This window comes from Seonamhaeicola sp. S2-3 (assembly GCF_001971785.1).
Taxonomy (GTDB): domain Bacteria; phylum Bacteroidota; class Bacteroidia; order Flavobacteriales; family Flavobacteriaceae; genus Seonamhaeicola.
This window is the reverse complement of the sequence record NZ_CP019389.1, coordinates 2,017,527-2,042,937: the sequence shown is the minus strand read 5'-3', so window position 1 is coordinate 2,042,937 and position 25,411 is coordinate 2,017,527. Positions and strand designations below refer to the sequence as shown.

The following is a 25,411-nucleotide window of genomic DNA, read 5'->3' as shown; positions in this document are numbered from 1 at the left end:
GGATGGGTAATTCTGAATTATAAGAACTGTAATTTTGAGTATCCTACTTTAACTTTTCTGCATATAACTTTCTAAACTTTGCCAATTTAGGCGTTATTACAGCATTACAATAACCTTGTTCTGTGTTGTTACTATAGTAATTTTGATGATAATCTTCTGCTTGATAAAAAACATCTAACGGACTAAGCTCTGTAACAATAGGGTTTTCATAATATGAAGCCATGTCTTTTAGAATCTTACTAGCTATCTCTTTTTGATTTTCATCATGATAATAAATAACAGACCTGTATTGGGTACCTACATCTGCTCCTTGACGATTTAAAGTTGTAGGATCATGAGTTGTCATGAAAATGGTTATGATATCTTGATAACAAATTACATTAGCATCAAACGTTACTTGAACTACTTCTGCATGTCCTGTTAAACCAGAACAAACTTCTTTATAAGTTGGCTTACCAGGGGCATTACCACCAGAATATCCAGACACTACTTTTTCAACACCTTTTAACTCTTTAAAAACGGCTTCTGTACACCAAAAGCAACCACCTCCAAATGTGGCTAATTGTATATTTTTATTCATTTTGTTTTTCTAATTGTAAAGATTCAGAATTAATACAATAACGCAAACCGCTAGGTTCTGGTCCATCAGGAAAGACATGTCCTAAATGGGCATCGCAAGTATTACACATAACCTCTACCCTAGCCATACCAAAAGAAGTATCTTTTTCGTATTTAATAGCATTATCTTTGATGGGTTGAGTAAAACTTGGCCATCCGGTGCCAGAACTAAATTTAATTGTAGAATCAAATAAAGGAGCACCACAACATACACAACTGTATTTACCTGCATCATGGCTTGTACATAAAGCTCCGCTATGCGGTCTTTCGGTGCCTTTTTGCCTTGTAATTCTATATTGCTCTGGTGTTAGTTGAGCTTTCCACTCTTGTTCTGTTTTTTCAACACGAATATCTGGTTTTAAATTTCCGTTTACCGAAAAATTAATAACATCTTTCCAAGTTATCATATTAATTATTTCTTTCTTTGTTTTTACTAATAACTATGTCGGTACTTTATTCGTTCTCTTACACACTTTTAATTTGCAACATATTGTAATTAAAGATTGAAATTTACAACAAATAAAATCGTTTACATACTTTAATGCAAAGTTTAGTATTTTTACATTAAACCTTATAATTTATGAGTAACCTTTTACTAGAAACCGAAAAATTTGCTACAAATCTTTTAAATGAAGCGTTAGACAAATCTTTTGTTTATCATAATTTAACACATACACAGCGCGTTGCAGAAAAATCTCTAGAACTTGCAGAGCTTTGTAACGTAACAGATGCAGATAAAGAACTGCTTGCTCTAAGTAGCTGGTTACATGACACAGGTTTTATTAAGGGTTGTAAAAACCATGAAAAAAACAGTGCCAAAATTGCACGAGAATTTCTAGAATCTAAAAAATATCCAGCCGATAAAATTGAAGCTGTTTGCCAACTTATTATGGCAACTGAGATAGATTATGAGCCTAAAACTCTACTAGAAAAAATAATTAGAGATGCTGATTGCTCTCATGTTGGAAGCAAGAATTATTTAGAATCATCTGAACTTTTAAGAAAGGAATGGGAATTATTAGATAACAAAATATTAAGTGAAAAAGAATGGTTAGACAACAATATTCACTTTTTAACTAAAAAACATCACTTTCATACACCAGAAGCTGCTTTATTATGGGGTAAAAGAAAAAGCAAAAACCTTTCTGAATTACTTAAAAGAAAAAACAAGATAGTTGAAAACGAAAAGAAGTTAAAGCAAAAAAAAGAAGAATTAAAATTTAAAAAAAACAAGGTTGCATTACCAGAACGCGGTATAGAAACTATGTTTAGAGTTACTCTAAAAAACCATATGCAACTAAGTAATATTGCTGATACTAAAGCTAATATTTTACTTTCTGTAAACGCTATTATTGTGTCTATGGTTTTAGCAAATCTTATTCCTAAACTAGACAATCCGTCAAATTATTATTTAATTACACCAACAGTTATTTTTGTGGTTGTAACAGTGGCTTCTATTGTATTGTCCGTTCTAGCAACAAGACCCAATGTTACTAGAGGTAAATTCACAAAAGAAGATGTAGCTAATAAAAAAGTTAACCTTTTATTTTTTGGCAACTTTCATAAAATGAAGCTTAATGATTTTGAGTGGGCTATGGGCGAAATGATGCAAGACCGTGATTATTTGTATTCTTCAATGAAAAAAGACCTTTATTTTTTAGGTTTGGTTCTTGATAAAAAATACAAAATTCTTAGACTTACCTACAGTGTTTTTATGGTTGGAATAATTGTAAGTGTTATTGCATTTGCTATTGCTTTTCAATTTTCTGGGGCAGGATCTTAAACTATTTTATTGATAAGATTAAGCTTTAATTTCTTTCATTAAATCATCATAAGTATAGAATGATTTATCATTTTCATTTTTATGATAAAGCACACTTACACGTATAGCTTTAAGTCCTGTAACCGCTTGTAAATCTTGAAGTTCTACTATTTCAACATCTGTATCTAAATAGTTTTTATCTTGTAAAAACTTAATATAATGCATGTACTCTATCTCGTCTTGTTTTTGAGAATAGACTATACTTATTTTCCCTTTTTGAGTAATGCGCTCGTTTGTTCCTTTTATATAAGCTTTATCAACTCGTTTTTTCACAATTTCATATCGGGCATTATAAGTACCATCAACATCAAACTGCTTTTCATCCATTCTAAAACTAATAGACAATGGTTGATTGAATACTAATATCATGGAAGCCACATCTAATGAAACAGGAAGGTCTGACCGCATTTGATAATACATATTTTCCATTTCACACATTACTTGCAACTGCCACAAGCGTAAATTATATAAGTATAATGGATTAAAACTATCTTCTTTAGTAATAGATTCTCCTATGTACATATTATGCTCTACACCATCTGTTTTAAAACGCTCAAAGTAGTGAGGATACATTGCTTGAGCTTCTTTTTGCTTACTATCTAATAAAGAAGCCATTTCTTGGTTAATAGTTGCAATAGTATCATCATAATCTTTTCTGTGCTTATAAAGCATTTCTACTTTATCATCAATATTATTATGATAGCCTTCTATGAGTTCTGACAATTCATCAATCTTACTTAAGTGCTTAAAAGTAGGTTCTACATCTTGTTTAAAAAACTCTGAGATTTGTTGCTCACTATCTACTTGAAAGTGATTTTCTAATTCTTCTAAATATTTTTCTACCTGATAGATATATTGCTCGTAAATAGGAAGTGGTTCTATTTTTGCAGCCTTATTCAATATACTTTTTACAGCATTTAGCTGTAGTTTTAAATCTTCTTTGGTTGCATTATTTCTAGCTTCTGAAGATCCTTTGATATCAATTTGACCATAGAGCGGATAAACCCCTTCAAAAACAATTTTTCTAAAACGGGCTTCTTTTCCTAATACCTCATCTTTTATGAATTTTTTAGCCTCTTTTACAAACCTCCAGTGTACACTTGGGTGTATTGATGTACATTCCTTTTGAATTATAGCCTCAATAAGGTTTTCTTCTTCGGCTTTAGAGCGTTCAATAGCCGAAATAATATAAGGCATAACATCAACCAATTTATTAGCATTAATGCTATTTAAAGCTTTTGGTTTATAGGAAATAATTTCAACTACTCCCATTAATCCATAATCATTGGCAATAGGAAGAAAAATAGCGCTTTTTATACCTTGTTCATGTAAAGCTTTTATTTGAGGTACTTTTCCTTTTGATTTACTGTATGCCTTATCTACATCTGAAATAGATAGGTTTTTATGCTCATTAATTAACCTGTTATAAGACCATACACATAATGCTTTTTTACAATCTTCTTTTTCTAAATCACTTAATAAAAAGCTACTAGCACTAACACCATAAAGACTTTCAAATGTATTGTCTTCTGCATTATACATAGAAAATCCTACCTTTATATCTTTAAGACCAAGTAAAGACCTGAATATTTCATAAAATCTTTCTATGAAAGAGGCATCTTTATGACTTTCATCTGAAATAAGTGATGATTTTATATTAGAAATAGATTGATCATCTGTAACATCAAAAATATTTGAAATAACAAAGCCTTCAAAAACATAGCTATTGGGCGGAAACTTTTCTTTCCACAAATCTAAATTCTCAAAATTATCTAATAATTCTTCATAATCTTCTTGAGTAATTTTAGGAGCATTAGGCGTTGGTTTTATTTTACAAAAATCTGCATTATACATTATTTTGTAATATCTCATAATACCATTGGCATCTGGTATTTCATAATAAAACGGACGCTTAAAATTTAAATCATAACCATAGCAAAAATTTAAAATAACCGTACAAGCAACAATATACCTATAATCTTCTGGCATATTTTTTATGTGAAGTTGAAAATCTTCTCCTGCTGTTTCTATGATATTTTTAAAACGTTCTGATTCATTAAAAATAATATCATGAAAAGGAATTGAGGCTGTTTTTATTTCGTTTTTGGTTAGTACTGGACTAAAAGAGTCTTGAAGTATTATTTTAATTTCTTCTTTTCTTTGTTCTAATACCTCAGTATTTGTAAACCCATCACGCAACTCTGGATAATCTTCAGCTATTTTCAAGACGTGTTTAGCTCTAGCTGCAACAAATGGGTCTTGATTTGTAGCTAAATCTTCATAATAATCTAAAAGGTTACTAAAACTTACTTTTAGAATTAATGGCGATTCAATATTATCGTTAATGTTGGTCATAGAAATAGTATTGCGTGACAAATTTACAAATATTTGTATTTGTCGTTACATTAAAGACTACATAACACTTAAAATGTTACAACTAACAACACAAATTATTTACTATTTAGTTTCTAGAAGAACAATACTAAATTCTGAATTAACACTAACTTTTCCGTTTTTAACTTTTAAATTTTGATTTGAATATGCCTCATGCAGTTTTTCACCATTATTAAATACAGAAGAAACATCTATTAGTTTCTCTCCTTTTGAAAGATTTAAACCAACAACTACTTTATCATGATAGTCTTTTATTGAAAAACTTCTTGAAAACACAAATGGGTTAGAACTTATCATTTGATGTTTGCCCGCTCCAACTGCTGGATGGTTATTTCTAAATTGCCCTAATTTTTGCCAATGGTTTAAAATTTCACTGTTACTTTCTTGCGCTTCCCAATTCATAAAAGATCTTAAGTTGGCATCGCCACTAGCCCCATCAACCAATAATATACGCGCTAATTCATCGCCGTAATAAATTTGAGAAGTTCCTGGGGCTAACAATAACTTATTGGCTGTTTCAAAAGGTTTTCCGCGTTTGGCATCAAACGGATTGTGATCATCATGTGAACTTAAATAGTTTAAAACACCAAATCCTTTTAAATTTGAATGAAGAATACTGTCATATTTGGCAAACATTTCTTGAATAGGCATTTGTTTGGCGTTCCACTTAAATTCAAAGTTTATTTGGCTGTTAAATTTATTATCAAAATAGTTTTGTTTTTTATCACCGTAATCAAAATACTTTCCAGAGCTTATTCCGTAATTGTACACCTCTCCCACTAGATAAAAATCGTTATTATCCAATACCTTGTCTGGGTTGTCTTCTTTAAATTTATTAAACGCATCATCGCATTGGGTTTTAAATTCTTCCCAAACATAGGCTTCGGTATGTTTTACGGTGTCGCACCTATAGCCATCTATTCCGAACTCTGTAATATAATCCGTTAGCCATTTAATAATGTAGAAACGCGGTGCCCTGGGATAGCCTGTTCTTTTAAAAAAAGCCTCTAACTCTGCCATTTCTTGCTGGTACCTGCCTTCTTTTTTCCATTTTTCAACCAACTGTTGTGGCAAATCAACATCTTCATTACTTTCTGTTCTTATATCCGGTAAATTCTCAACCAGGGTGCAGCTTACAGTAGACTCATAATTAGTGTACTCACATTTGGGTTCTGTTCTTACCCAATCCTGTGGCCAAGCAGGATCTTTTGCTGTTACCGGCCCCGTGTGGTTAATTACGGCATCCAATAAAACCCTAATGCCTTTTTTATGAGCCGCCTCTACCAACTCGTGCAAATCGTCTTTCGTTCCAAAATTGGGATCTATGGCCGTCCAATCTTTTGTCCAATACCCATGATACCCGTATGTAAGCCCCGTACCTTCATCGGTACTTCCGTGAATTTGCTCGACAATAGGAGTCATCCAAATGGCATTGACCCCCAAATCGGTAAAGTAACCTTCGTTTATTTTTTGGGTTATCCCTTTTAAATCGCCCCCTTTAAAACCTCTTAATACTGCTGTTTCTTTGTTTCTATTAAAATTAACGTCGTTAGCAAAATCTGCATTGTTAAATCTATCTACTAGTAAAAAATAGATATTGGCACCTTCCCAAACAAAAGGTGTTTTTTCTTTCTTGTTTTCGTTATCCTTACAATTAATGAATAGAACAAATGAAACTAAAGGAATATAAATTAACGCCAGAATTATGCTTTTTTTCATTTTAATAAATTTTAAGAATAAACGATTCTAACGGGTTAATTTTAATATTTATAGTTCCTGTGGAATTTTTAATGTTCAAACTTGACTTATACTTTCCATATAACTCATCTTTAACAGTATAAACACCATCTTTTAAACTTAAGGTATTGATTAACTCTTGTGGGATTTCTAAGTTAAATTCATAAGAATTAGAATCGTCAAAATTAGATATAACGATTAGTTTTTCTTCAATACTCCATCTTACAAAAGACAATACTCTATCTGAATAATTATTGGTATGTTTTCTGTTATACAAATGAATATCTTGATAATTACCGGCTAAAGCTGTACTATTAATTGTAAAATTTAGCAAACGTTTATAGAAGTCTCTTAATTCTTTTTCTTCGGCAGTAGATTGTCCGCCATCAAACTGTTTATTATTTACCCAGCGTTGTAGTGTTGGCACCCCTATATAATCAAAAATTGATGTTCTTGATGGTTTCCCAAAACCAGCGTCTTCTGCTCCGGGTTCACCCAATTCTTGCCCAAAATAAATCATGGTTGGAGAGGTGCTAATAGTTGCAGAAACTACCATAGCAGGTTTTCCTTTTTTTGCATTTCCTGCAAACTCTGGACTGGCAATACGTTGCTCGTCGTGGTTTTCTAAAAAATGGAGCATATGGTGTTCTATGTCTTTTAAATCCTCTTGAATAGGTGGAATATTATCTGTTTTTCCGTGTCCTTGCATTACGTGCTTAAGAGTATCATACAACTGAACTTTATCATATAAATAATCCATTTTTCCTTTTTTAATATAATCTCTGTATAAGCTTGGATTGTAAACTTCTGCCAGTAAAAAAGCCTCGGGATTTTTGTTTTTAATATTAGAATTCATGTAACTCCAAAACTCAACCGGTACCATTTCGGCCATATCGAACCTAAAACCATCTACCCCCATATCTAACCAGTACAGAGCAATATCCTTAAACTTTTTCCATGAGTCTGGAATTTTTTTATCTTTCCAAAACTGTAAATGCGCTTTGTAATCTTTGTTTTCAAAACCTTCTGGAAGTTCATCAAAATCTTTAGTTCCATCTGGTGCAATACCATAGTTTATTTTTACGGTTTCGTACCAATCATTCATTTTAGGTTGAGATAATCTAGACCCATTACCTGTCCATTTTGCTGGATTTTCATCAAATTCACCATCTTCTAAAGGATGTTTTTCATCTCCTAAAGGAGAATAATTATTTTCCCAAACGGGCACTTTAAATGACTCATCTGGGTTGTAATAAAAGTTATTGTTTACATTATATGTAACCGATTTATCATCATTAGCGCCAAAATCTACCACGCCTTCAGGGTTGGTTAAACCTTCATAATTTCTAGCTACATGGTTGGGAACTATATCGATAACAACTTTTAACCCTGCTTTGTGAGAACGCTCTATGAGCGCTTTAAACTCGCCTAACCGATTATTAACATCTACAGCTAAATCTGGGTTTACATTGTAATAATCTTTAACCGCATAAGGTGATCCGGCACGCCCTTTTACCACATCGGGATCATCCATTGAAATACCAAACTCCGTATAATCTGTAATAACATCATGATGCGGTACCCCAGTGTACCAAATATGCGTAACTCCTAAATCTTTAATTTCTTTTAAAGCTTTATCTGTAAAGTCGTTAAATTTTCCAACGCCATTTTCTTCAATAGTTCCCCAGGGTTTATTGGTTGAATTAGTGTTTCCAAAAAGACGTGTGAAAACTTGATAAATAACTTGCTTTTTCTTTAAAGACGTTCTTGCTACCACCTCTGTTTCTTGTACTTTTTTACACCCCAATATTACCGTAAGCACTATCATGGAAGCTAAAGCAATGGTTTTATTCATTTTATTATTTTTTAAATTTTATTAGTATTTTTTTACCTTTTGAAGCTTGCCAAACCACTGGTACAGTTAATGATTTTAATTTACCATCCCATTCAACGTTTACTTTTTTACCACCTACATTAATACGTTTTGGCTGTTTTTGTATGTTATGAACTATAAGGTTAAAATATTTGGTCTGTGAATTGTAATTAACTCCTACTTCGGCTTCAAATTCAATTTTCAAACGGTTTTTATCAAATGTTGCTTTATACTCTAAAATTTCATAATTATTTGTTTCTGAAGCATTGGCTAACGCCCCATCATCATTATAAAATTCAGCTTTATTTTCCTTTACAGATTCGTCAAAATAATAATGTACATCTAAATGATTAGCATTGTACGCTTTGGTAGACTGCATTGGTTTTGCCATAGGAATAAATGCTCCGGCCCTAATAAAAGTGGGAATATTATTTTCTTCAAGTAAAACTGTTTTTGTTTGTCCGCCTTTTACTTTTTCATCTGAATAAAAATCGAACCAAATGGCGTTTTTAGGAAAGTACATTTCCTGTTCTGTTTTGCCTTGTTCTAACACTGGAGACACCAAAATATCATGGCCCCACAAATAGGTTTTTGAATAACCATAAAGCGAAGGGGTATTAGGCTCTTCAAAAAATAAAGGTCTCATTAACGGTTTACCAAACTGGTTATTTTCATAGACCAAATTATAATTATACGGCAATAACTTATAACGCAATTCTATAGCCTTTTTGGCCAAAACCTTAGCTTTCCCACTTCTAAAAACGGGTTCGCTAGGGACCTCTTCCTGTGCATGAGGTCTGTATATTGGTTGAAAAACACCATATTGCAACCAACGCACGTAAAGTTCATCATCTAAATTGGCGCCGGCAAACCCACCTAAATCTGAATGCATGTATGCCAACCCTTGCATGCCCATTTGCAATGCTATTTCGGGTTGACTTTGTAAACCGCCCCAAGTTCTATTTACATCTCCAGACCAAGGAACCATACCAAAACGTTGTGAACCAGAATAGCCAGCACGCATTAATATAAATGGTCTTTTATCTGGATTAAACTCTTTTGAAGCCTCATAAACTAATTCTGCCCAATTATGGCCATAAATATTATGTAGCTCATTGGCTGTTCCAGTGGCGTGTATTAGTTCTTTTGGGTGTACTTCTGGTTCTCCTAAATCACCCCAAAAACCAGTAACACCCATTTTTAATAGATCTTTATATATATTTTTAAACCATTTTTTTCCTTTTGGATTATAAATATCTATGAGTCCCGTATTGCCAAAAAAGAAATTGTAGGTAAATGGATTTCCTACGGAATCTTTAGCCAAAATATCCTCTTTAACGGCTTCATCCCATTTTTTTGATGTAGTTAAAATAAAGGGCTCTGTAATTAAAATAGTTTCAACATTATTATCTCTTAGGTTTTTAATCATTTGCTTGGGGTTTGGGAAAGAATCTTTATCAAACTCTAAATTTCCCATTGTGCCCATAACCTCTTTTCCAAACCAATATAAATCTAATATAACCGCATCAACCGGAATTTTTTCTTTTTTAAATTTAGCAATAGTAGCTTCGGTTTCTGCTTCTGAATGATACCCAAATCTACTAGAAAAATTCCCTAAAGCCCAACGTGGCAGCATAGGTTGTTTTCCTGTTAAATTGGTATAATTATCTAATAAATCATACCAATTTTTGCCTACAATAACCTGATAGGTTTTTCTGCCAGAAACAGTTTCGTAAGCAAGTGTATTATCGCCTTTACTATCTAAATCTAAAAAACCAATTGGTGCATTATCAAAATGAATCAAATACTGATTAGATGATAATACAATGGGCATGGTGTAATTCATTAATTCACTTCTGGTTTCATAACCATAATGCGCTCTATTATAAAGTTGCAACCTGTTCCCTCTTCTGTTCATTCCTAAAGCACGGGCACCCCCACCGTACAATACTTCATCTTTAGAAAGGTTAAATTGAATGGTTTCTAAACTATCATTTTTAACATAACCTGCTTTTTCTGAAATAATAGGCTTGTCTTTATATACATATGAAATTTGAAAAGGATGCTTTTGAATTTTTACAGTAATACCTTCTTTTGCTTTGAAAAAAACGTTGTTGTTTTTAGGGCTATAACTATAAACCACATCTACTTTTTTGGGGTGCAATATAACGGCATGTGAGACATCATCAAACTGCTCTCCTTTTGGTATAAATGTGGTCTCAACAATATCTTTTGTATAAAATCGAATTTTATATAAACCGTCGTTTACCTTTATTGTTAGAAAATCTCCTTCGGTATAATTTACATCAAAAAACGTTCTGTTCTTATTTTGCCCGAATGCAAATAAACCGATAAAAACGAATAAAAAAACTGTACTAAATTTGTTCATTTGTATTACCTAATAAAAATGTTAACGGAATATACAAACGCTGATTCCATGCATTTTCTGAATGGTTTGCTCCTTCAAACATTAAATTCTTTGAGTTTGTTTTATCATACCCCTTAGATGCTAATATTTCATTTACTTTAGGCGCGTGCTTAGGGTAATGTGCATCTAATGTTTCTGTGCCATAATCAAAATAAAGTTTATGGTTTTCTGCCGATGGTAAATTAGCTTCCATGTATTTAAAAACAGCTTCTGGCAACGGATTATTTTCTATTGGAGCGGCTCCTTCCCAATGCGTTGAAAGACAAGCGGCCCCAGAAAAAATATTAGGATATTCGCAAATAGCATACATACTCATTAAACCACCCATACTGGAACCCGCTACAAATGTATTTTCTCTATTAGTGTAAACGGAGTATGTTGAATCTATGAATGGTTTTAACTCTTCTACTAAGAATTTAAGATAATTATCGCCGTTTAATAGAAACTCATCAAATCCTTCATAACCATCATGCAGCATGGATACATCGGTATCTTTATTTAAATTATAAAAAGCTTTTTGTGGAAATAAATCAAACCACCTTAACTCCTTGATATTATGAATACCAACTACAATAAAGTTTTTGGTTATTTTATCGTTCATAAGTTTAGATGCCCACTCATCTACCTTCCATTCTTGCTTATTCCATGTTGTGGTGCTATCAAACAACATCTGTCCATCATGCATATATAAAACGGCATATTTTTTTTCTTTTGAATAGTTTTCTGGCAACCAAACATCAACTGGTCTTGGTTTTATATACTTAGATTGTATGCTATCTATTCTATATAATGAACCACTAGACAAAGTGGCATTTTCAATTTTAAAAACATGCTTTGAAAACGTTTTATCTGTTTTGCAAGACATAAAAAACAAAAGAAAACTTATTATAAAAAAACGGTTCATCTTGCTAAATCTTAGTAGTTAAAATTAGGCTCCCTTTTTCTTTTAATTCTAGAACATCATTCCATACAAAAGTTTCTCCAGTAATAATGTTTTTTAAAGTTTTGCCCTTTAAACCAACCTCATCAAACCGGTCTAATTCAAGCTGAATTGGTGTTTCATTTTTATTGATTATATGCACAACCACTTCATCTCCTAAACTTCTAAACAACAGATAGGTTTTGTTTTTTGGGGCAAAATGAATTGTTTTTCCTTCATGAATGGCTTTACTGTTCTTACGATAATTGAGTAATTTTTTAACGTAAGATTGCATCTCTTTTTGTTCGTTGGTCAATCCGTTTCTTGTAAAAGCATTTACAGTATCGCCTTCCCATCCTCCTGGAAAATCACTTCTTACTAAGCCATGATCTCCTGGTTTTTCAAAATCTCCCATTAAAATTTCTGTTCCGTAATAAATTTGCGGAATTCTTGGTAAGGTTAAAATATAACTAAGTGCCATTTTGGTATTAGTTATATTACCATTTAGCTGGGTAAAAATGCGACTCATATCATGATTATCAGGAAAAATCAAGATATCTTTTGGTGTAGCATAATGAAAATCGTTTGCCAAACCTTCATACATTTTAACTAAGCCTTTATCCCATGTATCTTCTTCATTGAGCCCTTCAACAATATTGCGTTGCATAGCAAAATCCATAGGCGATTTTAAATTGGAGTTGTACCCATCTTTATTGTTTGCGCCATTTTGCCAATAGCCAATAAGCAATGGGTTATAGCTCCACTCTTCGCCTACAATACTAAAATTAGGATATTCATCCATAATAGCTCCCGCCCAAGTACTCATAAAATCTTTGTCTGAATACGGATAAGTATCTTGACGTATACCACCTAAATTTGCTGTTTCAATCCACCAAATACTATTTTGAATGATATATTTAGCCATAAAAGGATTACGTTGATTTAAATCTGGCATTGCAGAAACAAACCAACCATCGGTCATTTCTTTTTTATCTTTTATTGAAGCGTAAATATCTTGGTTAGATGTTCTTACGTGATTAGATTTTATAATGTTTTTATTATCCCAAACATCTTTATTTTTTTCAAAATTATCCTGATGATTTACCCAATCTTTAAATGGTAAATCTTTCATCCACCAATGGTTTAAACCACAATGATTAGCAACTTGATCCATGACTAACTTCATGCCTTTTTTAGACATTTTAGAAGATAGTTCTAAGTACTCATCTAAAGTTCCAAACCTTGGGTCTATTTCATAAAAATTAGTCATTGCATACCCATGATATGATGCTTGTGGCATATCATTAGTAAGTAGCGGACATGGCCAAATGGCCGTAAAACCCATATCATGAATGTAATCTAGATGGTTTATAATACCTTTAATATCTCCGCCATGTCTGGCATAATCATCATCTCTATTAATAGATTTTTCTAAAAGTTTTTCATTAATATCATTTGATGAATCTCCATTTGCAAAACGATCGGGTGTAATTAAATAAATAACATCAGAGCTATTAAAACCTACATAATGTTGTGAAGCCTTCTCTCTAGGTTTTAACTCATAGGTTTGCTGTTTTTTATCACCATTTTGAAATGTGAATTCAATATTAAACTTACCGGCTTTGGCGGTTTCATTAATAATTAAATCTATAAACAAATAGTTAGGACTATCAGCTTTATGCACTTCACTTATAGTTACCCCTTCGTAATTTATTTTAGGCGTTGCTTTAGAAATATCTGGGTGTTTTACCAATAACTGAAGGTTTTTATTTTTAAAACCTACCCACCAATTAAGAGGTTCTATGCGTTCTATTTCGTTAAATTCTTCCATAGATTGTGTTGAAGATTCTTTAGTAACATCTTGCTTTTTCTTATTACAAGAAAAGCTAAGCATAACTAAAAATACAACTAATAACCTTACACCTGTTTTCATTTATTCATTAAAATAAAATTATACTGTTACTAAATTATTAGGCGCAATAGTTACTAAAGAATTATTAACTAAAATTTGCAATTCTTGTTCACCCTCCATTTCAAAATTTGTTTGGTTTTGTGTTACATTTACTTTTATAATAGCATCTCTAAAATTCACTTTAAACGAGTAACCTTTCCACTGTTTTGGAATTCTAGGGGTAAAAGATAGCATGTTGTTTTTTACACGCATACCACCAAAACCTTCTACAATACTCATCCAAGTTCCTGCCATAGAGGTGATGTGGAGGCCTTCATGTACTTCATGGTTATAATCATCTAAATCTAAACGCGAAGTGCGCAAGTAGAAAGTGTAAGCTTGTTCCATTCTATCTAATTTAGCAGCTTGAATACTATGTACGCAAGGTGACAAAGAGCTTTCATGAACGGTAAAAGGCTCATAAAAATCGAAATGACGTTCTAATTCTTCATCAGAAAATTGATCTTCAAAAAAGTAAAAACCTTGAAGTACATCGGCTTGCTTGATATATGGCGAACGCAGAATTCTATCCCAGGACCAATGTTGGTTTATAGGGCGCTGCGATTTATCTAAATCGGAAACAGTTATTAATTCTTTATCTAAAAAACCATCTTGTTGTAAATACACTTGATGTTTTTCTGAATATGGGAGATACATATTATCTGCAACAGCTTTCCAAAGAGCTAATTCTTTTTCGGTAAGGTTAAGTTTTTTAACAATTCTTTGAAAATCTAACACATATTCTTCTTCTACCTTTTCTATATTTTCTAAAGCATAATTAATACACCATTGTGCTAAATAGTTAGTGTACCAATTATTATTTACGTTGTTTTCGTACTCATTGGGGCCTGTAACACCAAGAATAACGTATTTGTTTTTATCTTTTGAAAATGTAGCACGCTGTTGCCAAAAACGGGCAATTCCAATAAGTACTTCTAAACCTTTCTCGGGGATATAACTATAATCGCCCGTATAACGGTGGTAATTATAGATGGCAAATGCAATAGCCCCATTACGATGAATTTCCTCAAAAGTAATTTCCCATTCGTTATGGCATTCTTCTCCGTTCATGGTTACCATTGGGTACAAAGCTGCACCGTTTGTAAACCCTAATTTTTCGGCGTTTTCAATGGCTTTTTCTAAATGGTTATAACGATACGCCAACAAATTTCTGGCTACTTTTTGATCTTTAGTTGCCATATAAAACGGAATGCAATACGCTTCGGTATCCCAGTACGTACTTCCGCCGTATTTTTCGCCCGTAAATCCTTTAGGCCCTATATTTAATCTGGAATCTGTTCCTAAATACGTTTGGTTTAACTGAAATATATTAAAGCGGATACCTTGCTGTGCTTTTACATCGCCATCAATAGTAATATCTGCTCGTTCCCAAATACGCGCCCAAGCCTCTTTTTGTTTTTTTAATAAGCTATCATATCCTAACTTAAAGGCTTCTTTTAAAACACCTTTTGCAGCCGAAACTAGTTGGGTTTTATCGTGATTTCTATCAACCGTATATCCCCCAAATTTGGTAATACTATAAGTATCACCTTTTTTAATATCTTGGGTATAATTATATGAAATATCGTTTGAATTTGTTTGAATAGTTGGGTTGTTAGTTAAAGGTTTTTCATTAACCGAAACTTGAGACTGCATAAAAGTACAAACATAAAAATCTGTTTTCATGGTTTTAGCCTCAATAAAAGCTTGTTCTTTTTCATGGCTCACCTTTATAACATCCCAGAATTTATCATCCCAATTGGTATCTTTATTAGTTATACCGTTGTCTAAATACGGTATAAAACTAATTTGAGCATCTGTATTTATTGGGGTAACACTATATTTTATAGCACCTAGCTCATCTAAATCTAAACTTAAAAAACGCTTAGTAACTACTTGAACTGTTACATTATTTTGCAGGGTTGCCACAAAACTTCTAGACAGCCACCCTTCTTTCATATTGAGTTCTCTCCTAAACTTTTCTACCTTTTTACAGGTATTTAAATCTAGTGATTCTCCGTTAACAACAACGTTTATTCCTATCCAGTTTGGAGCGTTCAGCACTTTGGCAAAGTACTCTGGATAACCATTTTTCCACCACCCTACACGGGTTTTGTCTGGGTAATAAACCCCCGCAATATAGCTACCTTGAAAGGTTTTACCCGTGTAAGTTTCTTCAAAATTGGCTCGTTGCCCCATAGCTCCATTACCAATACTAAATAAACTCTCGGAAGATTCGACTAATTGAGGCTGAAAGCCTTCTTCTATGATTGACCAATTATCTGGTTTTATATAATCTTGATTCATTGTTTTCTCAATTTAAAGTCGTTAACTTTTCAAAAAAATCCACTGGAATTTCTGTTAAGTCATTGAAATTATAATCTGCTTCGCAAAGGGTGTTTTTATCACCTATTCCAACAGAAATCATATGGGCTTTATTTGCCGCTTCTACACCAGCAATAGCGTCTTCAAAAACAACACATTGTTTTGGTAGTAGGTTTAGTTTTTTGGCTCCAATTAGGAATACTTCAGGATCTGGTTTCGCTTTAGACACGCTGTTACCATCAACAATACCTGCAAACCTATCATATAGCCCTAATTGTTTAAGAATTAATGGTGCATTTTTACTTGCAGAACCTAACACATATTGTATTCCAGCTTCATCTAAAGCATCTAATAGTTCTGAAGCTCCAGGAAGAATTTCGTCGGCCTTCATTTTTGTGATAAAGCCCAAATACTCTTCGTTTTTACTAACTAAATATTCTTGCTTTTTTTGTTCGGAAATTTGTACCCCTCCTATATCTAAAAGAATTTCTAAAGAACGCACTCTACTTACACCTTTTAGCAGTTCGTTGTGCTCTTCTGTAAATTCAAATCCTAATTTATTAGCTACGCTTTTCCAAGCTAAATAATGGTACTTAGCGGTATCTACAATAACACCGTCTAAATCGAATATAACTCCTATTTTGTTCATTTTATTCCTGAATTATATCATCAACATCTTTTACTTTTGACACTAAAGCAGCAGCTATTAAAAAGCTTATACCACTTGTTACCAAAGCAAAAATTGCATGATTGCTGTAAACATACTTAACTAATGGACCTCCTATTAATGCGTTGATTATTTGAGGTATTACAATGAAGAAATTGAAGATCCCCATATACACACCCATTTTCTTTGGTGAAATGGATCCTGCAAGAATAGCATAAGGCATAGCCAAAATACTTGCCCATGCAATACCAACAGCTATCATAGAAACGATTAGCCAATTTTTATCTGGCATAATGTAAATAGAAAGCAAACCTATACCACCTATTAACAATGAAATTGCGTGTGTTTTTTTTCTACCAATCTTTTTAGCTATTCTGGGTAAAGCAAATGCATAAAAAGCAGACACTAAATTATAAACTCCAAAAAGAATACCTACCCAATCTCCTGCATCTTGAAAGGCTGCGCTACTGCTATCTGTATATGATAAACCATAAACATGTTGTGCAATAGCAGGAGTTGCAAATACCCACATGCCAAATAGACCAAACCATGAAAAAAATTGTACCCAACTTAGTTGCCTCATGGTGTCTGGCATTTTTTTAAAATCTTCAAAAATATCTAATAAACTAGATTTCTTGTCTGGGTTTTCTTCTAGAGTTTCGTTATCAAAACTTGCTAGTTCTTTAGGCGAATACTCTTTAGTGGTAGTTACCGTAACTAAAATTGAAACAATTAAAATAATGGCTCCAATAATGAATGATAAAACCAAATTAAAGGGTACTGTACCTGGTGTAGCTTCATTTGAAACACCAAACCAATTAGTTAATGCATATGGCAACCATGAACCAATTACAGCACCAAAACCAATTAAGGCTGTTTGTACACTGAACCCAAGGGTTCTTTGATCTGTTCTAAGGTTATCACCTACTAAAGCTCTAAAAGGCTCCATAGCAATGTTGAATGAGGCATCCATAATCATGAGCATACCTGCACCAACCCATAACGCTGGTAAAAATGCAATAAATAAATCGGCTTGTGGCATAAGTATTAAACCAACAGAGGCTAAAATAGCGCCTACAAGAAAGTATGGCTTACGTCTACCAAAACGCCCCCAAGTTTTATCGGAATAATGACCAATTACTGGCTGAACAACAAGCCCCATTAAAGGTGCTATTATCCAAAACCACGATAGTTCATGAACATCGGCTCCGAAAATTTGAAGTATTCTACTAGCATTGGCATTTTGAAGGGCAAAACCCATCTGAATTCCTAAGAAACCGAAACTCATGTTCCATATTTCCCAGAAACTTAATCTACGCTTTTCCATTAAATAGTATGTTTAATTAATACTATTTGATAAGCGATATTACTTATCAAAACTTATTTGAGAAGTGAAAATATAAGTCTTGATTCTGCAACAAAGATATAGAAAAGATTTTTAATTATTCTAAAAAAAAAATTATTTAGTAGATTCTCTCTCAATAATTTCGGTCTCAATAACCATTTTAATAAAGTCTTTTTTTCGTTCGTTGCTTGTTATATAAGAATTTTGTTCTAAATCTTCTGCTTCTAACCTATCTATAAGTAAATTAGCCGATTGTTCACCTATTTTTTGACCATGTTGACTAACAGTTGTTAAGCTAGGTGTGGCATGTTTAGATAACACCCCATCTGTAAAACCTATTACTTGAACATCCTCAGGAATATTTAAACCTAGTTTTCTTGCCACCTTCATTGCTGTTATAGCATAAAGTTCATTTACCGCAAAAATACCATCTATAGTTTTATTAGTTCTAAAAAAGTTTTCAATTTCATTTTCTAGAATTTCCAAATGGTTTTCAACATCTAAGCTATCGTCTATTTTTAATATTAAATCAGAATTAGCTTCAATATCACAATCTTGAAGCGCTTCTAAATAACCTTGTGTTCTTAATCTACCTACACTCACATAGTCCATTGTTGTAATTAAAGCTACATTTTTACAGCCCTTATCAACAAGCAGTTTAACAGCTTTTACAGCACTTTTTTCATCATCTACAATCACCTTATCACAATCTACTTCATTCACCACTCTATCAAACATAACAATGGGAATACCTTGATTTATTGTGGCGTTAAAATGATGATAATCTTGCTTTAGTAGTGTTTCTTTTGAAATGGACAATATAAAACCATCTATACTACCACCAGCAAGTAACTCCATATTAATAACCTCTTTGGTAAAAGATTCATTAGACAAACCAACAATAACATTATAACCACGCCTATTGGCAACCCTTTCTATACCTCTAATTACAGTTGAAAAAAAATGGTGTACTATTTCTGGTATTAAAATACCTATAGTTTTTGTTTTTCTGTTTTTTAAACTAAGTGCAATATTATTGGGCCTATAGTTATATAATTTAGCAAATGCCTGTATTTTTTGAGTGGTATCTTCACTAATTTCTTTACTTCCACTAAGAGCTTTAGAAACAGTAGAAACAGACACATCTAATTCCTTTGCTATTTGTTTTAATGTTATCTTTTTTTTCATGTAACTATTAATCAGGTAAATAGAAAATTCTAATTGTAAAGTTAAATATAAACATATTAAGCTAACCACTCAAATATAGGGTTTTATCATTTTTTTGTCTTTAAAATAAAAAGTTGTTAACACGAAAACGATTTCGCTAAGAATTTCGTAATTTAAAATTATCTGTTAACAATTTCTTTACATAGTTTTATCCTCGAGAAGTGAAAATATATTGACTAACTAAAACTGAGAAATTAATTCTAAAAGTTATTGTATGAAGACAACAGTGAATAAGTTGCTGATTTTCTTGTTTTTTGTGCCAATAAGTTTATTTGCACAAACAACAATTAAAGGAACAGTAACAGAAAAATCAACTTCCATTCCGCTCCCAGGAGTAAATGTTGTAATAAAAAACACAACAACCGGAACAGCAACAGATTTTGACGGTGCTTACCAAATTGAAGCTAACAAAGGAGATGTTTTAGTCTTTTCTTTTATTGGCTATCAATCTACAGAGATTGTTTTTGATGGTCAAAAAACACTTGACGTTCAATTAACAGAAGACACAGCACAATTAGATGAAATTGTAATTATTGGGTATGGTAGTGTTAAAAAAGAAGACTTAACAGGAACTGTAGACTTGGTTACGGATAAAGATTTTAATGATGGCCCTATAGTATCTGCACAACAGCTTATTAGCGGTAAAATTGCAGGTGTTGCCGTAACTTCTAGTAGTGGAGCTCCTGGTGAAGGCCAAGAAATTAGAATTAGAGGAACAGGTTCTTTAAGCCTTAACAGCTCGCCTTTATACGTTATTGATGGGGTGCCTATTGATAATGATGGGGTTGGAGGCTCTCGTAACCCTTTAAATTTAATTAACCCTAATGACATTGAAAGCATAAGTGTACTTAAAGATGCTTCGGCTACCGCCATTTATGGTTCTAGAGGTGCTAACGGTGTTATAATTGTTTCTACAAAAAAAGGGAAAGACAAAGAGTTTACATTTAACTTAAGCTCTTCTACCACAGTACACAACCCAACAAAAACGATAGATGTACTTAATGCTAATCAATTTAGAAATATTATTGAATTAGATTCTAATTACGACGATACAACTGCAAGCCTACTTGGTAATGCTAATACAGATTGGCAAGACGAAATTTATACAGTAGCATTTGGGCAAGACCATAACTTTAGTGCTTTAGGTAGTGCTTTTGGAGTGCCTATGAGAGCATCGGTATCTTATTCTAATCATGATGGTATTTTAAAAGGAGATAATTTTGAACGTCTTACAGGGGCTTTAAGCTTAACCCCTAAACTTTTTGATGACCATCTTAAAATTGAATTAAATGCTAAGGGTAGCTATACAGAAAATAAATTTGCAAATCGTGATGCCATTGGTAGTGCCTTAGTTTACGACCCCACACAACCTGTTTACGATAGCTCATCGCCATTTGGTGGTTACTCTGCATGGTTATCAGAAAACAGTTCAGCTACACTTGGCTACACACAAATTTCTTTATCACCTTCAAACCCAGTTGCTTTGTTAAACTTGGTTGATGATACCGCAGAGGTTAGACGCTTTTTAGGAAATGCAAAATTTGATTATACCCTACCTTTTTTCGAGGCTTTAACTGCCACCGTAAATGTAGCTTTAGATAAATCTAACAGCCATGGTCGTAAAATAACATCACAGTATTTATCATCTTCTGATATAGATTGGAATGGCTCACTTACAAGCTACACACAGGAAGCTACAAACAAGTTATTTGATGCGTATTTAACATATAAGCAAACCTTTAATGATGCTCATAACTTCAATATGGTTGCTGGTTACTCTTATCAATCTTTTGAATATGACAACTATAGTTATGATAGTGAAGATGAAGAAGACGGTAACCAATTTGAGTTTATAGATAAATCTAAAAACGTTTTATTATCATATTTCGGACGTTTAAATTACGATTACGATGGCCGTTATCTCTTAACAGCAAGTTTAAGAGCAGATGCTTCTTCTAAATTAAATCCAGACGATAGATGGGGCTTTTTCCCTTCTTTAGCATTAGCTTGGAATATTACTAACGAATCTTTCATGGAAGACTCCTTTTTTAATAACTTAAAATTAAGAGTTGGTTATGGTGAAATTGGTAACGTTAATGGCTTAGGAGATTATTTATTCTTAACACGCTATACAGGTAGTACAGATACTGCTAGATATCAGTTAGGATCAACCTTTTACCAAACTTACAGACCTGAAGCTATTAACGATAATCTAAAATGGGAAGTTGGCCGCACATTAAATATAGGTTTAGATTTTAGCATTTTAGATAGCCGTATATCTGGTTTATTTAATGCATATATTAGAGAAACTCAAGATTTAATTGCCACCTCTACGGTAGATCCATTTACAAACTTTTCCAACACCATTCAAGCTAATATTGGAGATATGGAAAACAGAGGTATAGAGTTTGCTTTAAATGTTATTCCTATAAAAACTGAAAACTTTCAGTGGAATGTAAACTACAATGTTTCTTTTAACCAAAATGAGGTAACTAATTTACCAGATGATCAGCCAACAGGTGGCATTTCTACAGGTACTGGTAATAATGTACAGGTGAATCGTGAAGGTGAATCGCCTTACAGCTTCTATGTATACAAACAAATTTATGATGTTAATGGAAATCCAATTGAAGGTGCTTTTGCAGATTTAAATGGCGATAACGTTATTAATGATGATGACAAATACCTTTATAAAGATGCACTTGCAGATGTTACAATGGGTATAAATACAGATTTGAGGTACAAAAATTGGGATTTAGCTGTAGTTACAAGAGCTAGTATTGGTAATTATGTTTACAACGATGTTAGTGCTTCAAAAGGCATTTTAAACAATGTAGTACCTACAACCAATAATTACTTAAGCAATATTGTTGCAGATTACTACAACACAGGATTTTACAATACAGAAGAAACTAACGCTTTAAGTGATCATTTTGTAGAAGACGGATCGTTTTTTAGAATAGACAACATAACACTTGGTTACAATGCATCTAAAATTCTAAAAGGAATAAATGCAAGATTTTACGGCTCACTACAAAACGTTGCTCTTTTCACCGATTATAGTGGAATAGATCCTGAAATTTCTGGTGGTATTGATAACAACTTTTACCCCAGACCTAGATCATTCGTGTTAGGCGTTAATTTCGATTTTTAAAAAAAGTAAACTATGAAGACATTAATAAAAAACCTAATTTTTCCACTAGCCGTATTATTATTTACCGCTAGTTGTCACGACGATTTAGACCAATCGCCAATAGACCCAGACAGCTTCACAGAAGAAAATGTTTTTTCAAATGCAGAGGAAGCTAAAAGCGCTCTTGCTAAAGTTTATGCAAGTTTTGCTCTTACAGGGCAAGAAGGTCCTGCAGGACAAGCAGATATTTCTAATATAGATGAAGGGTTTTCTCAATATACCAGGATGTTGTTTAACCTAAACGAACTTACAACAGATAATGCTGTTGTTGCTTGGGGAGATGCTGGCTTACAAGATTTACACGGTATGTACTGGACTGCTAGTAATGATTTTACAGATGCCATGTATAACCGTTTAGCTCAAACAGTATCTTTTGCAAATTCTTTTATAGATAACGCATCTAGTTTAAGTGATGATGTTGTTACAGAATACATTGCAGAAGCTAGGTTTATAAGAGCATTTGCGTACTATAACTTAATTGACTTATATGGTGATGTACCGCTTATTACTCAAATTGAAACAACATTACCTTCTCTAAGCACACGAGAAGAAGTTTTCGACTTTATAGAAACAGAATTATTAGACATTCAAAACAGTTTAGCTAGCAGCGGCTCTAATGAATATGGCCGTGTAGATGAAGTAGCTGCTTGGGCACTTTTATCTAAGCTTTATTTAAATGCTGAAGTATGGACAGGAACCGCTAGATTTGAAGAATGCGTGACTTTTTCAGAAAATGTTATCAACTCATCTTACATCATTAACACTACAGATACCAACGGAAACGGTACAGCTTACGATGAATTATTTTTAGCCGATAATGATACTAATGGCGCTCAAAATGAATTTATTTTTACCGCTAATTTCGATGGACTTAACAGTCAAACTTACGGAGGCTCTACATTCTTAATTCACGCTGCTATAGGCGGTAGTATGGATGCTAGTGCATTTGGTGTAAATGGTGGTTGGGCTGGTAACAGAACCACTAGCGCTCTTGTTAACAAAATGGACACAGGAGACCAACGTGCTATGTTTTATACAGATGGTCAAAATCTTGAAATTTCAGACATCACCTCTTTTAACGATGGGTATGCTATAACTAAATTCTCTAATTTAGATTCGCAAGGTAATCAAGGTAGTGATGCCTCTGGAAACTTTGCCGATACCGATTTACCCTTAATTAGACTTGCAGAAATTTACCTCAACTACGCCGAAGCTACTTTAAGAGGTACTAGCGGAAGTAATTCAACAGCTGTATCTCTAATTAATGAACTTAGAGAAAGAGCCTATGGAGACACTTCTGGAAATATTTCTGAAAGTGATTTAACATTAGATTTTATTTTAGATGAAAGAGCTAGAGAACTTTACTGGGAAGGGCAAAGACGAACAGATTTAGTTAGATATGACTATTTCACAACCAATTCGTACCTATGGCCTTTTAAAGGAAATACAGCCAACGGAACTGCTGTTTCAGATTTTAGAAATTTATTCCCTATACCATCTAACACCATTCTTTCTAATCCTAACTTAACGCAAAACCCAGGCTATTAAACTAAAAACTAAATAAAATGAAAAATTATATAAAACCTTTTGTAATAATCTTTACTCTATTTTTGAGTATAACCGCATGCGATACAGACGATGATTTAGTTTTTACCGCTGCACCTCAGGGCGAATTCGCTTTTACTAATACGTTTTTATCAGAATATGTACTACCTGCAGAAACAAGTACAAACAATAATATTGGTGTTGTATTTTCTTTTAACGATGCAGATTTTGGCGTACAAACTAATGTGTCTTATGAATTGCAATCATCAATACTAGGAGACTTTACAGATGCTACAACCGTTTCTACACTTTCTAATGCTAATAACCAAATTGAAGTTTCTATAGGTACTTTAAAAACTTTAGCCGAAGAATACGGTATAGTAGCTCCAAATTCTGGCGTTCTAAATTTCAGAGTTCGTGCATTTCCTGGAGACACATCCTCCACTACAGAAATGTTCACAGAAACGCAACAAATAACAGTTACCCTACTAGAAGCAAGCACAGGAAGTGGTTCTGGTATTGAAATTTCTTCATGGGGTGTTGTAGGCTCTGGTTATAATAATTGGGGAGCTTTCGCAGACGCACCTTTCTACACAACCGATGTAGCAGATGTTTACGTTGCCTATGTATCTCTTGTTGATGGTGAAATTAAATTTAGAGAAAATAACGAATGGACTAATGATTATGGTGATGATGGTGCAGATGGCACTCTTGATGCTGGTGGTTCAAACATTACAGTTACCGAAGGTGATTATAAAATTACTTTAGATATTGCCAATGGAACATACACTATGGAAGAATTCTCTTGGGGTGTTGTGGGATCTGGATACAACGATTGGGGAACTACTCCAGATGCAAAATTCACTTATGATTACGTAACAAATACATTTAAAGTTGGTGTTAAATTAACTGATGGTGAAATTAAATTTAGAAAAAACAACGATTGGGGTGAAGACTTCGGAGATACTGGAGTTGATGGTACTTTAGATGATGGCGGAGACAATATCACTGTAACCGCTGGATATTATGCCATAACTTTAGATTTTGAAAACGGCACCTATACAATGGAAGAAACAGATATTTGGGGTATTGTAGGCTCTGGATATAACGATTGGGGAGCTACTCCAGATTTCTCTTTAACACCTTTAAGCAATGATATTTGGGTTGCTGAAATTGTACCAATTGTAGATGGTGAAATTAAATTTAGAGTAAATGAAGATTGGGGAACTGATTACGGAGACACTGGTGTAGATGGCACTTTAGATGGTGGCGGAGACAACATTGCTGTTACTGCTGGAAACTATAGAATTATGTTAGATTTAGCTAATTTAACCTATGAGCTAAACCAAGTTAATTAATACAGTTTT

General features: G+C 33.1%; 16 protein-coding genes. 4 read left to right on the top strand and 12 right to left on the bottom strand.

Annotated elements, in window-relative coordinates; all coding sequences use genetic code 11:
* Positions 1 to 43 precede the first annotated feature (43 nt).
* Together msrA and msrB are read right to left on the bottom strand one after the other, a co-directional pair.
* Positions 44 to 580 carry a peptide-methionine (S)-S-oxide reductase MsrA gene (gene msrA, locus BWZ22_RS09305; protein WP_076699559.1) on the bottom strand — a complete coding sequence of 179 codons (537 nt, stop codon included), beginning with the start codon at positions 578 to 580 and terminating at the stop codon, positions 44 to 46.
* Positions 573 to 1,025, bottom strand: coding sequence for a peptide-methionine (R)-S-oxide reductase MsrB (gene msrB / locus BWZ22_RS09300; protein WP_076699557.1), 453 nt, complete (start codon positions 1,023 to 1,025; stop codon positions 573 to 575). Before msrB ends, msrA begins: the two co-directional genes overlap by 8 nt.
* A gap of 173 nt (positions 1,026 to 1,198) precedes the next feature.
* Here msrB and BWZ22_RS09295 point away from each other — a divergent pair, with 173 nt between their 5' ends.
* The gene (locus BWZ22_RS09295; protein WP_076699556.1) at positions 1,199 to 2,401 is read left to right on the top strand and encodes a Pycsar system effector family protein; all 1,203 of its coding nucleotides are present in this window, start codon (positions 1,199 to 1,201) and stop codon (positions 2,399 to 2,401) included.
* 18 nt (positions 2,402 to 2,419) lie between these two features.
* Here BWZ22_RS09295 and BWZ22_RS09290 read toward each other — a convergent pair whose 3' ends face one another.
* From BWZ22_RS09290 to BWZ22_RS09245, 10 genes are all read right to left on the bottom strand, one after another.
* Complete coding sequence (locus BWZ22_RS09290) at positions 2,420 to 4,795, bottom strand: GAF domain-containing protein (RefSeq protein WP_076699554.1); 2,376 nt, start codon at positions 4,793 to 4,795, stop codon at positions 2,420 to 2,422.
* Between the two features lie 102 nt (positions 4,796 to 4,897).
* Positions 4,898 to 6,553, bottom strand: a complete 1,656-nt coding sequence (locus tag BWZ22_RS09285) for an alpha-amylase family glycosyl hydrolase (protein ID WP_076699553.1) — start codon at positions 6,551 to 6,553, stop codon at positions 4,898 to 4,900.
* Between the two features lies 1 nt (position 6,554).
* Complete coding sequence (locus BWZ22_RS09280; protein ID WP_076699551.1) at positions 6,555 to 8,426, bottom strand: alpha-amylase family glycosyl hydrolase; 1,872 nt, start codon at positions 8,424 to 8,426, stop codon at positions 6,555 to 6,557.
* A 4-nt stretch (positions 8,427 to 8,430) separates the two neighbouring features.
* A complete protein-coding gene (locus tag BWZ22_RS09275; protein WP_076699550.1) occupies positions 8,431 to 10,833 on the bottom strand; it encodes a TIM-barrel domain-containing protein in 2,403 nt (800 codons plus the stop codon).
* Positions 10,820 to 11,737, bottom strand: coding sequence for an alpha/beta hydrolase (locus tag BWZ22_RS09270; RefSeq protein ID WP_232225131.1), 918 nt, complete (start codon positions 11,735 to 11,737; stop codon positions 10,820 to 10,822). Before BWZ22_RS09270 ends, BWZ22_RS09275 begins: the two co-directional genes overlap by 14 nt.
* A 43-nt stretch (positions 11,738 to 11,780) precedes the next feature.
* Positions 11,781 to 13,724, bottom strand: a complete 1,944-nt coding sequence (locus BWZ22_RS09265) for a glycoside hydrolase family 13 protein (protein ID WP_076699544.1) — start codon at positions 13,722 to 13,724, stop codon at positions 11,781 to 11,783.
* Between the two features lie 18 nt (positions 13,725 to 13,742).
* Complete coding sequence (locus BWZ22_RS09260) at positions 13,743 to 16,049, bottom strand: glycoside hydrolase family 65 protein (protein ID WP_076699542.1); 2,307 nt, start codon at positions 16,047 to 16,049, stop codon at positions 13,743 to 13,745.
* A 7-nt stretch (positions 16,050 to 16,056) separates the two neighbouring features.
* Positions 16,057 to 16,716, bottom strand: coding sequence for a beta-phosphoglucomutase (pgmB, locus tag BWZ22_RS09255; protein ID WP_076699541.1), 660 nt, complete (start codon positions 16,714 to 16,716; stop codon positions 16,057 to 16,059).
* Position 16,717: 1 nt separating this feature from the next.
* Positions 16,718 to 18,061, bottom strand: coding sequence for an MFS transporter (locus tag BWZ22_RS09250; RefSeq protein WP_076699539.1), 1,344 nt, complete (start codon positions 18,059 to 18,061; stop codon positions 16,718 to 16,720).
* A 132-nt stretch (positions 18,062 to 18,193) separates the two neighbouring features.
* Positions 18,194 to 19,267, bottom strand: coding sequence for a LacI family DNA-binding transcriptional regulator (locus BWZ22_RS09245; protein ID WP_076699538.1), 1,074 nt, complete (start codon positions 19,265 to 19,267; stop codon positions 18,194 to 18,196).
* Positions 19,268 to 19,520: 253 nt separating this feature from the next.
* Between BWZ22_RS09245 and BWZ22_RS09240 the strand changes: the two genes are divergently transcribed.
* The 3 genes from BWZ22_RS09240 to BWZ22_RS09230 are packed head-to-tail and all read left to right on the top strand — an operon-like array spanning position 19,521 to position 25,402.
* Positions 19,521 to 22,460 carry a TonB-dependent receptor gene (locus tag BWZ22_RS09240; RefSeq protein WP_076699536.1) on the top strand — a complete coding sequence of 980 codons (2,940 nt, stop codon included), beginning with the start codon at positions 19,521 to 19,523 and terminating at the stop codon, positions 22,458 to 22,460.
* A gap of 12 nt (positions 22,461 to 22,472) precedes the next feature.
* On the top strand, positions 22,473 to 24,047 hold the full coding sequence (locus BWZ22_RS09235; protein ID WP_076699535.1) for a RagB/SusD family nutrient uptake outer membrane protein: 1,575 nt from the start codon (positions 22,473 to 22,475) through the stop codon (positions 24,045 to 24,047).
* A gap of 17 nt (positions 24,048 to 24,064) precedes the next feature.
* Positions 24,065 to 25,402 (top strand): SusE domain-containing protein, encoded by a 1,338-nt coding sequence (locus tag BWZ22_RS09230; protein WP_076699533.1) that lies wholly within the window; start codon positions 24,065 to 24,067, stop codon positions 25,400 to 25,402.
* Positions 25,403 to 25,411 lie beyond the last annotated feature (9 nt).

Excerpts from the sequence above, each read along its gene's own strand:
- msrA (WP_076699559.1), bottom strand. The coding sequence starts at position 580 with ATGAATAAAAATATACAATTAGCCACATTTGGAGGTGGTTGCTTTTGG.
- msrB (WP_076699557.1), bottom strand. The coding sequence starts at position 1,025 with ATGATAACTTGGAAAGATGTTATTAATTTTTCGGTAAACGGAAATTTA.
- BWZ22_RS09295 (WP_076699556.1), top strand. The coding sequence starts at position 1,199 with ATGAGTAACCTTTTACTAGAAACCGAAAAATTTGCTACAAATCTTTTA.
- BWZ22_RS09290 (WP_076699554.1), bottom strand. The coding sequence starts at position 4,795 with ATGACCAACATTAACGATAATATTGAATCGCCATTAATTCTAAAAGTA.
- BWZ22_RS09285 (WP_076699553.1), bottom strand. The coding sequence starts at position 6,553 with ATGAAAAAAAGCATAATTCTGGCGTTAATTTATATTCCTTTAGTTTCA.
- BWZ22_RS09280 (WP_076699551.1), bottom strand. The coding sequence starts at position 8,426 with ATGAATAAAACCATTGCTTTAGCTTCCATGATAGTGCTTACGGTAATA.
- BWZ22_RS09275 (WP_076699550.1), bottom strand. The coding sequence starts at position 10,833 with ATGAACAAATTTAGTACAGTTTTTTTATTCGTTTTTATCGGTTTATTT.
- BWZ22_RS09270 (WP_232225131.1), bottom strand. The coding sequence starts at position 11,737 with ATGTCTTGCAAAACAGATAAAACGTTTTCAAAGCATGTTTTTAAAATT.
- BWZ22_RS09265 (WP_076699544.1), bottom strand. The coding sequence starts at position 13,724 with ATGAAAACAGGTGTAAGGTTATTAGTTGTATTTTTAGTTATGCTTAGC.
- BWZ22_RS09260 (WP_076699542.1), bottom strand. The coding sequence starts at position 16,049 with ATGAATCAAGATTATATAAAACCAGATAATTGGTCAATCATAGAAGAA.
- pgmB (WP_076699541.1), bottom strand. The coding sequence starts at position 16,716 with ATGAACAAAATAGGAGTTATATTCGATTTAGACGGTGTTATTGTAGAT.
- BWZ22_RS09250 (WP_076699539.1), bottom strand. The coding sequence starts at position 18,061 with ATGGAAAAGCGTAGATTAAGTTTCTGGGAAATATGGAACATGAGTTTC.
- BWZ22_RS09245 (WP_076699538.1), bottom strand. The coding sequence starts at position 19,267 with ATGAAAAAAAAGATAACATTAAAACAAATAGCAAAGGAATTAGATGTG.
- BWZ22_RS09240 (WP_076699536.1), top strand. The coding sequence starts at position 19,521 with ATGAAGACAACAGTGAATAAGTTGCTGATTTTCTTGTTTTTTGTGCCA.
- BWZ22_RS09235 (WP_076699535.1), top strand. The coding sequence starts at position 22,473 with ATGAAGACATTAATAAAAAACCTAATTTTTCCACTAGCCGTATTATTA.
- BWZ22_RS09230 (WP_076699533.1), top strand. The coding sequence starts at position 24,065 with ATGAAAAATTATATAAAACCTTTTGTAATAATCTTTACTCTATTTTTG.